General features: G+C 68.4%; 9 protein-coding genes, 1 tRNA gene and 1 pseudogene. 4 read left to right on the forward strand and 7 right to left on the reverse strand.

What is annotated here, in order from left to right; genetic code table 11:
* Nucleotides 1–764: 764 nt before the first annotated feature.
* Nucleotides 765–1,148 carry a DUF4913 domain-containing protein gene (locus OHT21_RS24790; RefSeq protein WP_328774211.1) on the forward strand — a complete coding sequence of 128 codons (384 nt, stop codon included), beginning with the start codon at nt 765–767 and terminating at the stop codon, nt 1,146–1,148.
* A gap of 575 nt (nt 1,149–1,723) precedes the next feature.
* Here the strand turns inward: OHT21_RS24790 and OHT21_RS24800 are convergent.
* The 4 genes and pseudogenes from OHT21_RS24800 to OHT21_RS24815 all read right to left on the reverse strand — a co-directional run.
* Nucleotides 1,724–2,614: pseudogene (locus OHT21_RS24800) on the reverse strand (IS5 family transposase); the annotation flags it as partial.
* Between the two features lie 304 nt (nt 2,615–2,918).
* On the reverse strand, nt 2,919–4,250 hold the full coding sequence (locus OHT21_RS24805) for an RICIN domain-containing protein (RefSeq protein WP_328770533.1): 1,332 nt from the start codon (nt 4,248–4,250) through the stop codon (nt 2,919–2,921).
* 583 nt (nt 4,251–4,833) lie between these two features.
* On the reverse strand, nt 4,834–6,486 hold the full coding sequence (locus tag OHT21_RS24810; RefSeq protein ID WP_328770534.1) for an RICIN domain-containing protein: 1,653 nt from the start codon (nt 6,484–6,486) through the stop codon (nt 4,834–4,836).
* Between the two features lie 362 nt (nt 6,487–6,848).
* Nucleotides 6,849–7,013: a hypothetical protein gene (locus tag OHT21_RS24815; protein WP_328770535.1), complete on the reverse strand. Its 165-nt coding sequence runs from the start codon at nt 7,011–7,013 to the stop codon at nt 6,849–6,851.
* Between OHT21_RS24815 and OHT21_RS24820 the strand changes: the two genes are divergently transcribed.
* Both OHT21_RS24820 and OHT21_RS24825 read left to right on the forward strand, forming a co-directional pair.
* On the forward strand, nt 7,012–8,085 hold the full coding sequence (locus OHT21_RS24820; protein WP_328770536.1) for a serine hydrolase domain-containing protein: 1,074 nt from the start codon (nt 7,012–7,014) through the stop codon (nt 8,083–8,085). The two genes, OHT21_RS24815 and OHT21_RS24820, sit on opposite strands and share 2 nt — an antisense overlap.
* 176 nt (nt 8,086–8,261) lie before the next feature.
* Nucleotides 8,262–11,228: an AfsR/SARP family transcriptional regulator gene (locus tag OHT21_RS24825; RefSeq protein WP_328770537.1), complete on the forward strand. Its 2,967-nt coding sequence runs from the start codon at nt 8,262–8,264 to the stop codon at nt 11,226–11,228.
* A gap of 416 nt (nt 11,229–11,644) precedes the next feature.
* On the opposite strand, the gene OHT21_RS24830 is transcribed toward OHT21_RS24825, so the two are convergent.
* Nucleotides 11,645–11,851 (reverse strand): hypothetical protein, encoded by a 207-nt coding sequence (locus OHT21_RS24830; protein ID WP_328770538.1) that lies wholly within the window; start codon nt 11,849–11,851, stop codon nt 11,645–11,647.
* A 404-nt stretch (nt 11,852–12,255) separates the two neighbouring features.
* On the opposite strand from OHT21_RS24830, the gene OHT21_RS24835 reads away from it, so the two are divergent.
* Complete coding sequence (locus tag OHT21_RS24835) at nt 12,256–13,641, forward strand: hypothetical protein (RefSeq protein ID WP_328770539.1); 1,386 nt, start codon at nt 12,256–12,258, stop codon at nt 13,639–13,641.
* 273 nt (nt 13,642–13,914) lie between these two features.
* On the opposite strand, the gene OHT21_RS24840 is transcribed toward OHT21_RS24835, so the two are convergent.
* Both OHT21_RS24840 and OHT21_RS24845 read right to left on the reverse strand, forming a co-directional pair.
* Nucleotides 13,915–15,480, reverse strand: a complete 1,566-nt coding sequence (locus OHT21_RS24840) for a glycosyl hydrolase (RefSeq protein ID WP_328770540.1) — start codon at nt 15,478–15,480, stop codon at nt 13,915–13,917.
* Nucleotides 15,481–15,818: 338 nt separating this feature from the next.
* Nucleotides 15,819–15,891, reverse strand: a tRNA-Glu gene (locus OHT21_RS24845).
* Nucleotides 15,892–15,952: the final 61 nt, after the last annotated feature.

Genomic DNA, 15,952 nt, shown 5'->3' on the forward strand with positions numbered 1-15,952 from the left:
GAACCGCCCCCACCACCGGATGCCTGGGCTGAGTCAGCCTGCCCGCCGCCTGGACGAGGTGAGGGCCGACGATCTCGGCGAAGTCCTTAAGCCCTTGACTGTTTTCGCGAGCCCATTGCCTCCCGGCTTCCCACGTGTCTACGAACCAACTGCCGTCCGACCGTTGGCCGGCCGCGTGGTACGTTCCACTCCCCCTAAGGTCGACCCACCTCAGCGTGGCTCGCCTGTCCGGCTCTCGAGTAGGGGCGCTGTCCTCGAGGCGATCGAGAGTTTGGATAGCTCGGCGGTCTTCCCCGTTCTGTTCCATGAAGGCACGCAGGCCTTCGATGCCCAAGTAGCTGTCGACGGAACTGGTGGAGTCGTCGCTACCCGAGCCTGTGTGATCTCGCCTTCGGGCTCCTTGAACCATCTCGGATCCTTTCACGAAGCAGGAGATCTGCTCGTGAGGAGCACAACGGAACCGGAGCCCCAACGGTTCAATGGACGCCGGCTCCCGGGGACGCTCATCGTAGAACTGGGAGCCCCGAAGGAGTCGCGCCCTCTCAGCCGTCACCAGGTGGCCAGTGAACCGTTCGCGGTGCGTGCACGTGTCATCCCTGCGCCAACCGAAGCCGCCGAGAGAAAGCAGGACAGCCATGTCCACTGAGACCGCCGAGGTCTCCGGAGCCGAGCGAGGCCCCGCTCCCGCCGAGGAGGCCGACGTGAAGCCGGACAGTGCGGCTCCCCAGGAGAAACCTCCGAGCCCACCACACTTCATCCTCTACATGGAGGGGCCCGAATACGGGCACACGCTGCGGCAGTTGACCCTATGGGCCCACCACGTGCTGCTGCCGGTCTATGGCAGGGAGGTCACCTCCACGGCCCCGTGGTGCTCCCGTTGGTGGGAGCACCCGGAGGCGGTCGCCCAGCTTCACGGACTGTGGCTCGCCTGGGGCGAGTTGACCGGTCCAGGCTCCGGGATGTGCGGGCCCGCGAACTGGCACCGCGACTACCTGGGACCGGTGATGGGCGCCCTCCGGGACCCGATGGGCCCCTTCGCCGGCTGCAAGCCCGGCGGCCACCGGCCGAAGGAGAAACCTCCCGTCGACGCCATGGACCCGTTTGGCCCGCCGCCCGGACCTCCGCCCCCGCCACCCCCTCCGGTCTGACCGAGGCGTTACGGGCAGCCGAGAGCGGATGTACGCCTTAGAAGCTGTTGTCTTTCCGGACATGATCGATGGGTTTCTGCTGGTCAGGCATAGTGCCCGGGGTTCGGTGGCAGGGATGGCGCGTCATGTTGTCCCGGCCGGGAGGGTGCTGTTGATGCCGTCGGTGATGGGGTTGTTGGAGGACCAGGAGCGTGCTGCCCGGCAGCGGGTGGAAGTACTGCGCGAGCAGACGGACCGGCTATTGGCGGAGTTGCACGAGGCGGAGACGGACTGGCAGGAGCTGGTGATCTCGCAGCGGAGGGTCAGCGGGGTGCTGGCCGGGCAACTCCGGGAGGAAGGAGCGGAGTTGGAGCAACCGGTGGCTGTCGCGGCCGAAGTGCCGGCGCCCGGACCGGTCGTGAACGCGGAGACGAAGACGCAGGTCGTGGCACCGGCCCGGCCGGGCTCGATCGTGCCGCGGTGGGGGCCGGGGGCCGACGTGCGCGCGCTGGCGGTGGAGCATCAGCGGATCGTGGCGGTGCTGGCCGAGGCGAAGCGGGCGGGCCGGGAACCGATGATCTGCCGGGAGATCGCGGAGGAGTTGGGGATCGAGCTGACCCCTTCGAAGATCGAGGGGGCGGTGCGTTCGCGGGCCCGCCGTCTGGCGGAGCGGGGATGGCTGGTGCGGACGGAGTCCGGCAGGTTCAGCCTCGCGGACGGGCCAGCCGACGCGTCATCAGCCTGATCATCGACCAGTGGATCATCGCTTCGCCGGTGTCGCAGCGGCGCTCGTAGTCCCGGGCGAGGCGACGGGAGTTGAGCAGCCACCCCAGCGTGCGCTCCACCATCCACCGCCTCGGCAGCACCACAAACCCCTTCATGTCGTCGCTGCGTTTGACGATTCTCACCGTGAGCTGGAGCTTCTTCCTGGCCCAGGTGACGAGCTTGCCGGTGTAGCCGCCGTCGGCCCACACCAGGCTGATCTTCGTGAAGCGGGCCCGCAGGCGGGGCAGGAGCGTCCGGGCCGCGTCCCGGTCGGTGATACTCGCGGCAGTGACCATGACCACCAGGAGCAGGCCTAGGCAGTCGGTGACGAGGTGCCGCTTGCGCCCGTTGATCTTCTTGCCGCCGTCGTAACCGCGTGACGTGGCCGGCACGGTCGCCGCCCCCTTCACCGACTGCGAGTCGACGATGGCCGCAGTCGGCTCCGGCGAGCGCCCGGCGTCCTCGCGGACCCTGTCACGCAGCCGGTCGTGGAGTTCGGCGGTGAGTCCGCGCTCGCGCCAGCGGCGGAAGAAGGCGTAAACCCGGTCCCAGGGCGGGAAGTCGGCCGGCATCGCCCGCCACTTGATGCCGTTGTCGACGACGTAGAAGATCGCGTCAATCATCTGGCGGTGGCAGTAGGCCTCGGGCCGGCCGCCCTGGCCCTCCAGCCAGGCCGGGACCGGAAGCCCGTCCCGGACCTCACTCCACTCGGCGTCCGTCATGTCCGTGTCGTAGGCCCGCGTCCGGTCCTGATGATCGGCCGCGTTCCCGAACCGGTGCGCGAGACAATCGCACACCGAGGGCGCCGAGTTGAACTCCACCGGCAAGGACGCGTAGAACAGCGACAACAGGGTCTCCCTGCACTCGAGTTGGTCTCAGCAACCCTCGTGCTGCACCGGAGACCCTGCCTTCATGCACCCGCCGGCGAAGATCACCCGGCACGGCCCGACATTTCGATCACAGTCGCGCTCATGATCGATAGGGATACAGGTTCTTACGCGCACGTCTGGTCCTGGTTGGCTCCGCTCAGCTCTTCCGGAAACTCCACTCATGGTCGTCGGCGGTATTGCAGCCAAAGAGCGTGGCGTTGGCGTACTTGGTCTTCGTGTCCGTCCTGGCCACGTCGAGACACAGGTCGCTGCTCTTCTGGTTGCGGACCCAGTACGTGCCGTTGGGGCGTTTGTCGAACCACCAGAGCTGGTTGTCCTCCTTGATGCTGGCGTTGCATACGGCCACGTCCACCGGTGTCGTCACTTGAGCGGAGCCCTGGCCTGTCGGTTCCAGGCAGCGGCCGGACTTGACGTTGCGGATCAGGTACAGGTCGGCTCCGCGGGTGCCGCTGCCCTTGGAGGCCGGGTGGATGAGCCACTCCTGGTTGTCGGTGGACGGAGTGCAGAAGCCGTCATGGGCCTGGGGGTTCCCCGTAACCTTGCCGGTGCCGGGAAGATCCAGGCAGAAGCCGTACTTCTTGTTCACGAACAGCACTTCGCCCTTGGGCATTTCGTCATTGCCCTCCGATTCCGAGGGCGCCGGCGGCTTCGGTTTCGGTGCGGGGGGTGGCGAGGCCGAAGCAGAGGCCGACTTCGATGGCGAGGCAGACGGCGACAGCGACGCCGACGGCGACGGGTTGGTGGACGGCGAGGAGCTCGGTGCGGGCCGGAGGTCCATAGGCGACCTGTCGATGCCGTTGCCCGCATTGGCGGCTTGTTCCTGCTTGTCTCCGCCTCCCGCTCCGCCGTCGCCCAGTGCCCACACCGAGCCGAAGGCGAGTGCCGCCACGGCGACGCCCACCGCCCCGATGACCAAGGGACGCTGGAGCAGGCTGGGCGCCTCGTACTCGTCGTCCGACTGGGGCCGTGCCTTTTTGCGGCTGGATTCCCCGGCGGCGGGGGCCGGGCTGTGAGCCGGAGTGACCTGTCGCCCCGCGGGCTGCGGTATCGCGTCCGCCTCGGTTCCGCCAGACCCGGCAACCCCTAACCCTAAAGGCCCTGCAGACCGGGCAGCCTTAGGCTCCCCTTCCTGACGCCGCTCCAACAGCCTGCTGGACCCATCCGGCGCCACCTCGATAATCGCCACATATCCCGCGGACGGGTCGGAGATGGCCGCCTTAACGGCGGCGCTCCGGCTGCGGGCGTATCCGTGCAGTGTGTCCAGGATCGAGATGTCGACCGACTCGCCCGGCATCACCGGCACGGGCTCGCCGTCGACGGCTGCGGAGCCGTCCGCGGAGATGACCACGGCGAAGTGGGAGGACGACCCGGACCCTTCCCCGGCGCGCCCCAGCCGACCGTCCCCGTCCCCGGGGGCGAGGGGTTCGTTCCCCGTGATCGACTTGTCCGCTCCTTCACCCCGGATCATGTCCATCCCTTCCGTACGCCGTCGGCCGGGTGGCCTCGTGCGAGTCCGCCTCAGCCCAAAACGTTGAAAGCGGCCTTAAATGATCACAAAGAAGGCACCACGGCCACCCCCTGCGCAACACAGGCAACGGGCGCCCGAGTAAAACAGCCCAGCCCCACCAGACACCAGTTTTGTTACTGATTCCTAAACAACCGTGAACGGAAATGAGCCATCAGTTCGCGCCTGCCGTGACATACGCCGTGACGGCGCACAATTCTCCCCGTGCCTCGCGGCAGCGTGGCCGGCCATGTCGGTCACGTGACGTGAACACGGCCGACAGGGCGGTCGGCAAGGCGCCGGGCGCGGCCCTTTACGAGGCTGTCGAGTCTGCTGGGCCTGCCGGGTCTGTCGAGCCTTGCAGCCGAGCGCGGAGGCGTGCGCGACGTCGGCGGCCAACTGGTCGTACAGACGTACGGGTAGGTACTCGCCCGGACAGGCCCCACCCAACCGGGCCTTCCGGCCGGGCCGGTCAGTGCGGCGGAAGCGGCCGGCGGGGCAAGGGCGCGAAGGTGCGAGGTCGACGCCTTGCCCCGCTCAGCAGCACTCAGCTCTTCCGGAAACTCCACTCATGGTCGTCGGCGGCATTGCAGCCAAAGAGCGTGGCGTTGGCGTACTTGGTCTTCGTGTCCGTCCTGGCCACGTCGAGACACAGGTCGCTGCTCTTCTGGTTGCGGACCCAGTACGTGCCGTTGGGGCGTTTGTCGAACCACCAGAGCTGGTTGTCTTCCTTGATGCTGGCGTTGCATACGGCCACGTCCACCGGTGCCGTCACTTGAGCGGAGCCCTGGCCTGTCGGTTCCAGGCAGCGGCCGGACTTGACGTTGCGGATCAGGTACAGGTCGGCTCCGCGGGTGCCGCTGCCCTTGGAGGCCGGGTGGATGAGCCACTCCTGGTTGTCGGTGGACGGAGTGCAGAAGCCGTCATGGGCCTGGGGGTTCCCCGTAACCTTGCCGGTGCCGGGAAGATCCAGGCAGAAGCCGTACTTCTTGTTCACGAACAGCACTTCGCCCTTGGGCATTTCGTCATTGCCCTCCGATTCCGAGGGCGCCGGCGGCTTCGGTTTCGGTGCGGGGGGTGGCGAGGCCGAAGCAGAGGCCGACTTCGATGGCGAGGCAGACGGCGACAGCGACGCCGACGGCGACGCGCTGATGGACGCGGAATCGCTCGGCGCGGGGCTGAGCGCCGGCGGAATCTTGTCCTTGTCCTTGTCCTTGCCCTCGGCCGAGCCGGCAGCGCTGTCCTGGGCCTTGCCGCCCCCCGAGCTGCTGCCGATCAGTATGAGCGGAACGACGACGGCAGCCGCCACGACGACGCTTACCACCCCGACGAACCATGGTCGCCTGTGCAGTGCGGGCGCCTCGTACTCGTCATCCGACTGGGGCAGTTTCCTGCCGCGGCTGGAGCCCTGGTCGAGGTCCGGGCCGAGAGCCGGGGTCGAGGCCCGCTGCGGCTGCGCAGGCTGGGCCATCATGTCCGCTTCGTCATCGTCGATCCCGGAGATGCCGGGGGACCCGGGACCGATGCCGGGGAAGCCGTGGTCCTCGCGACCGACGCCGGGGTGGCGGGGGTAGCCGGGGTCCTCGTCATCCACGCCGGAGAAGGGGGAGGACCCGGGACCGAGGCGGGGGAAGCCAGCGTCTTCGTGGTCGACACCGGGGTAACCCGGATCCTCGGCATCGGCCCCCGATAAGCCGACGTCCTTGGCATCGAAACCGGAGAACTCGGCAGAATCGGCGGATCCCGCAGAATCGGCGGATCCCGCAGAACCGGCGGATCCGGCAGGCCCGGTGGGCCCGGACCCGGTTCCGGTTCCGGTTCCGGCGGCCCCGGCGGGTCCGGCGGCCCCGCCGGCGGGCTCCTCGTCCCCGGCCAACTCCTCCTGGTGCTGTTCCAGAAGCCTGCTGGAGCCGTCGGGCGCGACCTCGACGATCGCCACGTAACCCGCGGACGGGTCGGAGATGGCCGCCTTCACGGGGGAGCTCCGGCTGCGCGCGTACCCGTGGAGCGTGTCCAGGATCGCGATGTCGACCGACTCGTCTCCCACAACCGGCACGGGTACGCCGTCAATGGTGGCGGAGCCGTCGGCCGAGATGATCACGGGGAGGGGAGAGGACTGCTCGGACGTCTCCCCGGGGGCCAGGTGCTTGTCCTCCGTCCTCGGCTTGTCCGTCTCATCGCCTTCTTCACCCAGGCTCATACCCATCCCTTCCTGATGTTGCCGTCCGCGTGGCCGCTGTCCGGGGCCGCCGTGTTCCCTCAAGCGGTCACAGACGGTACGTCACAGCGATCCCCGCACACCGCAACGGGTTCCGGGGCGAAACAGTTCAACTCCGCGCCCGTACCGGACATTTGCCTCGGGCGGTCCGGCCGCACGTAGTCCGTTCCGTCGATCCGCGAACAAAAGTGAACCGTATGCACGCTTTTGACGTGGGGACGGCTACGGCGGCCTCCAGGTCCCCCTCGTTCCTCGGTGGCCGGCCGGCCCTGCCGGCCGTGTGACGTGAACGCGGCCGGCAGGGCCTCCTCCGTACGTGAAGGGAGCGATCGCATGACGGCTGTTCAGTCCAAAACCAGCCGCTCTTCGAAGATTTCGACGACCCCGAAGATCTCGCCCTCGACGATCTCGAAGGCCTCGACGACCTCGAAGCCTTCCGAGTCTTCGAAGACGGATACGCCTGAGCCGGGTGTGCGGGACGACGCCTCGTTCCCGCAGACGCAGGACATGCCCGTCGGTGTGCACACGGCACTCCGGCGGGCCATCGCCGCGGGCGCGCCCGGTGTGCTGGCCCGGATGGACACACCTGACGGTCCGTACACCTGTGCCATGGGGGTGAGCGACACGGCGTCGGGTGCGCGAATGCAGCCGGACCTGCGGTTCCGCATCGGGGGTGTGGCGAACCTGTTCCTCAGCGTGCTCGTCATGCAACTCGTGGACGAGGGCCTCGACCTGGACGCCCCCGTGCGCACCTACCTGTCAGACCGGTCCGAGACCTTGACGGACCGCAAGGTGACGGTGCGGCAGATGGTCAGCCACCCCGACAGCCTCCACGATCGCACCGACGAGATGTTCACGGGCACGGTGCCCGGCTTCAAACCCGAACGCCGCCGCCTGCTGCCCGGACCGGGGCGGGGTTTCGCCTTCTCCCGTCGCCCGTCCTTCCGTCCTGCGTCGACGGAACAAGACGGCGGCCCCATCGGCGCGGACGCCGGTTTGGTGCTGGCCGGACGACTGGTCGAGGCCGTTACTGGCCGGTCGCTGGCCGAGCAGTACGAGACGCGGATCATCCGCCCCCTCGCGCTGACCGACACCTCGTACGACACCGCACGAGCCGACATCGAAGGCCCGCACGCACGCGGCCATCTCGCCCTCCACCGGCCGCGCCGACGGCTGGCGGACGTGACGGAGCAGACGGTGTGGTGGGCCGGGTCCGCCGGCGCGACGGTGTCGCGCGCCCGCGACCTCAACACGTTCCTGCGCGCCCTGCTGAGTGGCCGTCTGCTGTCCGGGCGCTCGCTCGCGGCCATGCTCGCCATGAGGCCGAGCGGCCTGTTCGGCTCACGCTTCCACGGGCTCGGCATCAGCCGTTACGACCTCGGCGACGGCCCCTCCGTCTACGGCCACACAGGCACCGCGCGCGGCTACACCGTCCACACCTTCGCCACGGGCGACGGCAGCCACAGCCTCACCGTCATGGCGAACACGTCCAACAACCGGGTGGTCGGCAAGGCGCTGGGCGCAAGTGTCTCAGCAGCGTTCGACAGCACCGCCGAGACGACGGCCGATACGTTCGACTAGGCCCTGTCGGGCAAGAGTTGGTCTGGACTGCCCGACGTCAAGGCGGCCGAGGTGCCCTCAAGTACTGCCCTCGAGCTCTTGGCGGCTTGGACAGAAAGGGCACACCTGCGGTTACGGATGAGTACGTTCCGTGGAGGATTACGGTGTCGCAGTCGACTGTATGTAGAGTGCACCCAGTGAGCGCAACCCTTGAAGATTCCGTGCGCTTTGCGGTGCTGGGGCCGGTCCGAGCATGGCATGGCGAGCGGGAACTGGACTTAGGTTCGCCGCAGCAGCGGGTGGTACTGGCGGCGTTGTTGTTGCGTCACGGGCGTCCCGTCACGGTCGGCGAGCTCGTCGACGCGGTCTGGGGCGAGGAGCCGCCGGCGGCAGCGGTATCCGTTCTGCGTACGTATGTGTCGCGGTTGCGCAAGGTGTTGGAGCCCGGGCGTGAGGCGGGTGAGTCTCCGCAGGTGATCGTCTCGGCCGCGGACGGATATCTGGCCCGCATCCCGGACGATGCCCTGGACCTGCGAGTGTTCGAGCAGCGGGTCGCCGAGGCGAAGAAGCTGCGCGCCGCTGACGGCGCGGACGGGGTGTCTGCCGCAGCGGACTTGTTGCGTGCCGCGCTCGGCGAGTGGGAGGGAACGCCGTTGGCGGGGCTGCCCGGCCCGTTGGCCGAGGCCGAGCGCTCCCGGTTGAACGAGGAGCGGCTGAACACGCTGGAGTCCCGGTTGGACCTTGATGTCCAGCTCGGGCGCCACGGCGAGGTGATCGCGGAGCTGACGTCGCTGACCGGTGAACATCCGTTGCGGGAGCGGCTGTGGCAGCTGCTGATGCTGGCGTTGTACCGGTCGGGGCGACAGGCCGAGGCGTTGGCGGCGTACCGCAGGGCACGGAGCACTCTGGTGGCCGAACTGGGCATCGAGCCCGGTACGCAGCTGCGGGAGCTGCACGACCGGATCCTGGCGGCCGACGCCACACTGGACCTGCAGCCCTCCCCGCCGCTGGAGGACGCATCCTCGCTGCTGATGGACGCCGACCCGTCGGCGGATCCGGCCGTCTCCCCCGGCGCGAACGCGGCCCGTCCCGCGCAGCTGCCCGCCGACCTGTCCACCTTCAGCGGCCGTCGCGCCGAACTCGACCAGACACGGGCCCTGTTGCCCGACGAGGCAGAGCATCCGGCCACGATGGTGATCAGCGTGATCTGCGGCATGGCCGGCATCGGCAAGACCACCCTGGCGGTGCACTGGGCCCACCAGATCGCCCACCGCTTTCCCGACGGCCAGCTCTACGTCAACCTGCGCGGCTTCGACCCCACCGGCTCGATCGTGTCGCCCGGGGACGCCATCCGCTCCTTCCTCGACGCGCTCGGCGTCCCGCCGCAGCGCATCCCCGCCAGCCTCGACGCCCAGGCGGCGCTCTACCGCAGCCTGCTCGCCGACCGGCGGATGCTCATCCTCCTGGACAACGCCCGTGACACCGAACAGATCCGCCCACTGCTGCCCGGCTCCCCCGGCTCCCTGGTCATCGTCACCAGCCGCAACCAGCTCACCGGCCTGATCGCCAACGACGGAGCGCATCCACTGACGCTCAACCCGATGACACGCACGGAAGCGCACAGCTTCCTGGTCCGCCGCCTCGGCGCCGGACGGCTGGTGGCGGAACCACAGGCGGTGGACGAGATCATCGCCCGCTGCGGTCGGCTGCCGCTGGCCCTGGCCGTCGTCGCCGCCCGGGCCGCCACCCATCCCGCCTTCACGCTCAGCGCCGTCGCCCAGGAACTGCGCGACAGCCAGGGCAGCCTCGACGCCTTCGCCGGGGGCGAACTCGCCACGGACGTACGAGCGGTCTTCTCCTGGTCGTACGAGGCCCTGTCCACCTCGGCCGCCCGGCTGTTCCACCTGCTGAGCCTGCACTCCGGACCCGACATCTCCGCCCCCGCCGCGGCCGCCCTCGCCGGGCTGCCGCTGCGTGAGGCACACGCCCTGCTCGCCGAACTCACGCACGCCTACCTGCTCACCGAGCACTCACCGGGCCGCTACGCACTGCACGACCTGCTGCGCGTCTACGCCGCCGAACGCGTCGCCACTGAAGAGACCCCGCAGGAACAGGACCGGGCCGTCGAACGGCTCCTGAGCTGGTATCTGCACACCGCGGACGCCACCTACCCGTTCCTCGCCCCGCAGCGTAGACGCGTACCCCTCGGGCCGCTGCCTCCCGGCTGCCGCCCTCTGGCGTTCGCCACGCACGACCAGGCCCTTGGGTGGTGCGAGACCGAACGGGTCAACCTCGTCAACGCCGTGCACCAGGCCGCGATCCGAGGCCGGCCGGACATCGCATGGCGCCTGCCCGCCGTTCTGTGGGGGTTCTTCTACCTCCGCAGCCATCTGCACGACTGGCTCTACGCCGCCCGAACAGGCCTTACGGCCTCCCACGGCGCCTCCGACCGCAGGGGCGTGGCCTGGGGCCTCGGGGACATGGCCGCGGCTCTGACACACATGCGCCGGTTCGACAAGGCGATCGGCCACCTCCGCCAGGCGATGGCCCTCTGCCGGGAGCTCGGGGACACGTACGGCAGGGCCCAGGCCCTGAGCAATCTGGGCAACACCTACCTCCAAGCCGGCCGACTCGACAAGGCCGTGGAGTACAGCCGCCGAGCGCTGGCCGTCGACCGGGCCCTCGGCAACGCCTGGGGGGAGGGAATCGACCTGGCCAGCCTGGGCGACGCCTACCAGCGGCTCGGCCGGTTCGAGGAGGCCATTGAATGCCTGGAGCAGGCGCTGACCGTGCTGCGTGCCATCGGCAACCGCTGGTTCGGCGGTGTCACGCTCGACATCCTCGGCACGGTCCACCACCGGCTCCACAACGCCGACACCGCGATCAGGTACTACCACCAGGCGCTTGAGGCCCATCGAGACGTCGGCAACCGATGGGGCGAGGGCCACACCCTCGGCCACCTCGGCGACGTCTACCAGGCCGCCGGCGCGCAGGAGGCGGCCCACACCAGCTGGCGGCAGGCACTGGCGATCTTCCAGGAGTTCGGTCACCCGGACGCCCGGGAGATCAGGGAGAGACTGCACAGCCTGGACACAGGTACGTTCAGGATCCGTATCTCGCGGGGCGACGACTCCTCGGCGCCGGTCGTGATACCGAACAGGTGACTCCTTCATCGCTGACCTTGCCAGACCGTGCCTGAGCTTGCCGACCGGTCTACCGCGTGCGTCGGCAAGTCCTGACGCCGGGGGCCGGCGTCCAGGGTCTGGTCGCCCGGGGCACGGTGACCGAGACGGCTTGCGCACGACTGCCACCGCCGCCGGGCAGATCACACCCGCTCCTGCGCATGGGTGCGTACCACTCGACCCCGTCAATCCCCTCAACGTGCGGACACCTCCGGCCGTGGGCCTCGCCGTGCCCCCTCCTGGATCACGGCGCGGATGAATCTGACACGGACGGGAGCTGAGAATGGTTCAACTTCTGTTCTGTGTCAGTCATGTACTTCGCGGTCGCGCGAGAGGGCGGCAATGAACATCGACGTTCTCGGCCTTCGGGCCCGCAACCGGGTCCGGCTCGGAGCCGCTCACACCGGACCGCGGGCCGAGCCGCCGGTGTCGGCCGAGTTGCCGACCCAGACGCGTCCGTGCGTCTTGTTCCCCAGGGTGACGGTGTGCTCGGCATCGTCGGCGCCCGCCACCCCGGAGACCCGGTCGCCGTGGTCGGAGGGAGGGGACTGCATCGCCGAGGCCACGACTGCCGCGACGACGAGAACGACCAGCAAGACCGTCAACAGAACTGGGTGTCTGCGCATACAGGATGCCCTTCTGGTCGGGCGGGCACTGGGGCGCGGGCACCGGGGGCCGGCGATCAGGGATCAGGTGGTGCCCGCACGTGCACGACGGAGGCGCGGCACGGACGGTTCACGAGGTGAGCGGTTCGGACACCGAATCCCGGTTCTGGCGATGCGGTATCGGCCCTTGAGAGACGGCGGACGATCCCGAGGGGACCCGCGGACACGGCGCACGCGGGCACGAGTGGAGTGCCCAGTGATGAACCGTTCATCCCGGCCGTTCGTTGTTCGTCACGTCAGCACTCCGACCATGAGAGAGGGGCACCATGGCCACTCCCGCCCAGCGTTCCCCAGGCTCCGAAGACAGGACGCTGACCAAGCGGCCTCCTGGCGGCGGGGACTTGGTGCAACAGCTGATTGATCTGGATGAAAGGGCAGCACGCAGCAGAGAACGCCGCAGGCGCTTGCAGGACGGGCTACGTCGCCTGTGGAGGTTGATGCGCTCGGCGCTCGGCGGGCGAAGCGCCTCATCCGCCGGTGGGATTGAGACCGACGGATTCGGCCAGACCGAGGTCCGGCCGGAGCCCCGCCCGGCTGTGGAGCGTACGGCGCCCGACCCGGCGACGATGGGTGAGCAACGCGCGCAGGCCGACACCTGGAAGCCGGTAGGTCGGAGGATGGGACGCCTCGAAGAGCGGGTCCGCGAACTTCCGCATCTCGCTCGAGAAGCCTTCGAGGATGCGGTTCTGAAACGGCTCAGGACGGATGACAACCTCCGGCAGCAATTCGACGCACATCCCGAGAAGTACCCGACTGTCGCGAAGTACGCGAGCAATGCGCAGACAAGGGAGATTTTCGACGCGGCAGCCAAGGAGATGCAGTTCGACACCCCCAGTCAGGCCGAGCGGGCCACGGCGTTGGAAGCGGAACGTCGGACCGCGTTGGGCCAAGCACTGGGGTCGGTCGGTCCGGAGCAGCTGGCCGAGGCCGAGCGGGCCGCGTGGGCTCAGGAAGCGGAACGTCGGACCGCGTTGGGCCAAGCGCTGGGGTCGGTCGGTCCGGAGCAGCTGGCCGAGACGCAACGCGGGGCCGAGGTGCCGAGAACGCCGGAGCAGCTGGCCGAGGCCGAGCGGGCCGCGTGGGCTCAGGAAGCGGAACGTCGGACCGCGTTGGGCCAAGCGCTGGGATCGGTCGCTCCCGAGCCGCAAGCCGAGACGGTGGCCGAGCGCTTTGTGCGCTCGGCGCAGCAAGTTGACGAGGCGTCCCCGGTCCGTACGGAAGGCGATCGTGTTGAGGCCGGGTTCACGGTCAGCCTTGCGGGCGGGAGTGAAACTGATCACCTAACTGCGGCCAAAAGCATTTCGGGGGAGCTAGACCGTGCCACGGAAGCGTTGGCAGAAATCGATAGGAGGATGTCGCAGGCCGCGGGAGTTGACCCTATTCCCGCACGACTAGGCGCGCCGGGGGCTTCGGAAGCGACACAGGAGTCGAACTTTCAATTCAGCCCCAGTATCAGGAATCATGACGGGATTACAAATTACGCACCACACTTCGCCGAAGGAAACCTACGCATGGCGAATTCGGCGGAATCTCCGGTTTCCCCGTCATCGGCGGCCCCTCGCTCCCTGCTCGGCGCCCAGGGCATGGAGCTTGTAGGCCTAGAGGTCCGCGCAACTTACAGGTCGACCGATACGAATGACACGCCGTCCAAAGGCTCCGATCCATCTCGGCCGGCGGTCCAGCAGTCCGGCAACCCGCAGAGGGGCAAAGGCCCCGGCCCCGGCCGTTAGCCCAGCAAAGCGACCCACCCCAGCTCTTCGATCACCTGGCGCACCAAGGTCGTACTCTTTCGGTGCTTGTGGGCGAGTGTGCAATTTTTGCGTTCTCGATGAGACGGTTCAACACTCGATGTCGATGTCGATGTCGGCTCGTTCCACCTGCCGCAGTCCATCAAGTCCGCCAATGCCACGGGCCGCGCCGGCTTTCCGGCGCGGCCCGCTTCCTGGCCCGTTGCTGTCGTTGCTGTCTATGTGTCAGGGCCCCTCATAGGGGACCGATGTGGGTCAGCCCGCCTCGCGGTACGCACGGCCGTTGGCGGTCGCGTTCGTGCCGTCGTAGAGGCCGGTCGGGCTGGTCTTGGTGCCAAGGGTGAACCACGCGTACCGCTGCACGAAGTCCAGGCTCTCCAGCATCGTCGCCGACGACTTGATGAAGGCGGTCTGTTCCTGCTCGTTGGGGTAGCGGGGTTTGCCCTGGGAGAAGTCGATGAGGCCGTACTCGGTCAGCCAGATCGGCTTCTTGTAGCGCTCGTGGATGCGCTGCAAGTAGCCGGCGAGCTGGTCGGTGGCTGCCGGGCCGAAGTCGGAGCCGTACCAGTGCACGGGGATGAAGTCGACCCGCAGGCCACGTTCGGCGGCTCCCTTCATGAAGCGGTCCAGCCAGCCGTCGGGTTTGTCGGCGTCGGTGGCGACCGCCGGGGCTCCGAGGGGCAGGCCGGTTTTCTCCAGTTGGGGCCACAGATCCAGGGCCTGTTCGGGGGTCATGTTGGCCTGGCTGGGCAGGTCGGGCTCGTTGAAGGTGAGGAGGTTCTTGCCTTCCTGCTTGGCTTTGCCCAGCTCGGCGTCGTTGACCGAGCCGGGGCCCCAGATCGTTGGGACGAACTCGACGCCGTCCGGCTTGGCGACCTCGCCGGTGGAGGAGGCCCAGTTGTGGTACCAGGACGCGCCGGACTCGGCCAGCGCCTTGTCGGCGCCGTCGAAGGGGTTGAGGTTGATGCCCTTCTTGCCGACCGCGGGCGCGGGGTCGCCGGGGTTCGGGTCGCTCGGACTGGGTTGCGGGTTCGGGTTGGGGTTCGTGGGGTTGGGGTTCTCGGGAGTGCCGTTTCCATGGAAGGTGACGGTCATGCCCTTGCACTTGCTGCACTGACGCATGACCTGGTTGCCCGATTCGGCGTCGTGCTTGGACCATGAGTAGGCCTTTGGGCACTTCTGGGCGAGCGCATCGCTGTAGGCGGTCTTCGCGTCCCGGTTCGGGTTGACGCACACCAGCGGCTTGCCCGTGGCCTGGTCCTTGGTCAGGTTCTCGGGCGGGCAGGCGGCCAGCAGATCAGTGGCGCAGCCCACCTCGGCGCACTCCCCGCCGTCCTCGGGCGGCGGCACACCGTCGGGGGTGATGGTGATGGGCGTCGATACGGCGTTGACGTAGCTGACGTCGTACCAGGGTGCCGCTGCGTCGCGCGTATCGAAGTTGAACTCAGCGAGGCTGGTGGGCTGTTCCCCGGTGGAGCACCGGTCGGCGTACGGCCCGCAGTCACCGACGGCGCAGTGGAACGTGCTGCCTTCCTCACCGGTGCAGCCCTTGCGGGGGAAGAGCGTGCCGCGCCAGTGCCCGGCGCCCGAGTTCTCGGGGATGGTGATCTTGGCGGACTGGCCCGGGTCAAGCGTCGGCAGCCCGGTGAGCGGGGCCGAGCCGTCGGCGCTGGCCGAGCTGCCGACCCAGATACGCTCGTCCGTCTTGTTCTGCAGAGTGACGGTGTGCTCGGCATCGCCGGCGGCAGCGGCCGGCGCCTCGGCGATGCTCTCGCCGGAGCCACGGGAAGCGGACTGGATCGCCGGGATTGTGGCTGCCACACCGACGATGACCAGTAAGAGAACTAGGAGAAGTGGTCGTCTGCGCATACATGCCTCTCAAGTCGGGCTCGTGTCGGATCGACGATCAGAGCGTGTGTCGGATCGTCGATCAGGCATCGCCTGCGTGCGCACGACGTGTGCGCGCGGCAGACGGTTCACTGGGACCGGCTTGGGTCGACGAGGCAGCGATTAACGGCCTGAAGGCACCTTCCGTGAGACCGGCGGTGCCGAAGCGATCTGTTGGTTATTGTCCAAGAAGTGATCGCAGCCGTCGACGATTCCTTGCGATTCGCTGTCAATCTTGCCCACAGGGCGGCTGAACGTGCCGTGGCTGTATGTGCCCCCAACGGGATTCGAACCCGTGCTACCGCCTTGAAAGGGCGGCGTCCTAGGCCGCTAGACGATGAGGGCTGGGGCCTGCCTGGGCGCCTCACGGCGCGTCGGGGACGTCAGCAGCATATGGGAGTCGGGG

Origin of the sequence: Streptomyces sp. NBC_00286 (assembly GCF_036173125.1) — a bacterium.
Taxonomy (GTDB): domain Bacteria; phylum Actinomycetota; class Actinomycetes; order Streptomycetales; family Streptomycetaceae; genus Streptomyces.

What these genes read in the sequence shown, in the direction of transcription:
- OHT21_RS24790 (WP_328774211.1), top strand. Translation starts at nt 765, where the DNA reads ATGGAGGGGCCCGAATACGGGCACACGCTGCGGCAGTTGACCCTATGG.
- OHT21_RS24805 (WP_328770533.1), bottom strand. Translation starts at nt 4,250, where the DNA reads ATGATCCGGGGTGAAGGAGCGGACAAGTCGATCACGGGGAACGAACCC.
- OHT21_RS24810 (WP_328770534.1), bottom strand. Translation starts at nt 6,486, where the DNA reads ATGAGCCTGGGTGAAGAAGGCGATGAGACGGACAAGCCGAGGACGGAG.
- OHT21_RS24820 (WP_328770536.1), top strand. Translation starts at nt 7,012, where the DNA reads ATGCCCGTCGGTGTGCACACGGCACTCCGGCGGGCCATCGCCGCGGGC.
- OHT21_RS24815 (WP_328770535.1), bottom strand. Translation starts at nt 7,013, where the DNA reads ATGTCCTGCGTCTGCGGGAACGAGGCGTCGTCCCGCACACCCGGCTCA.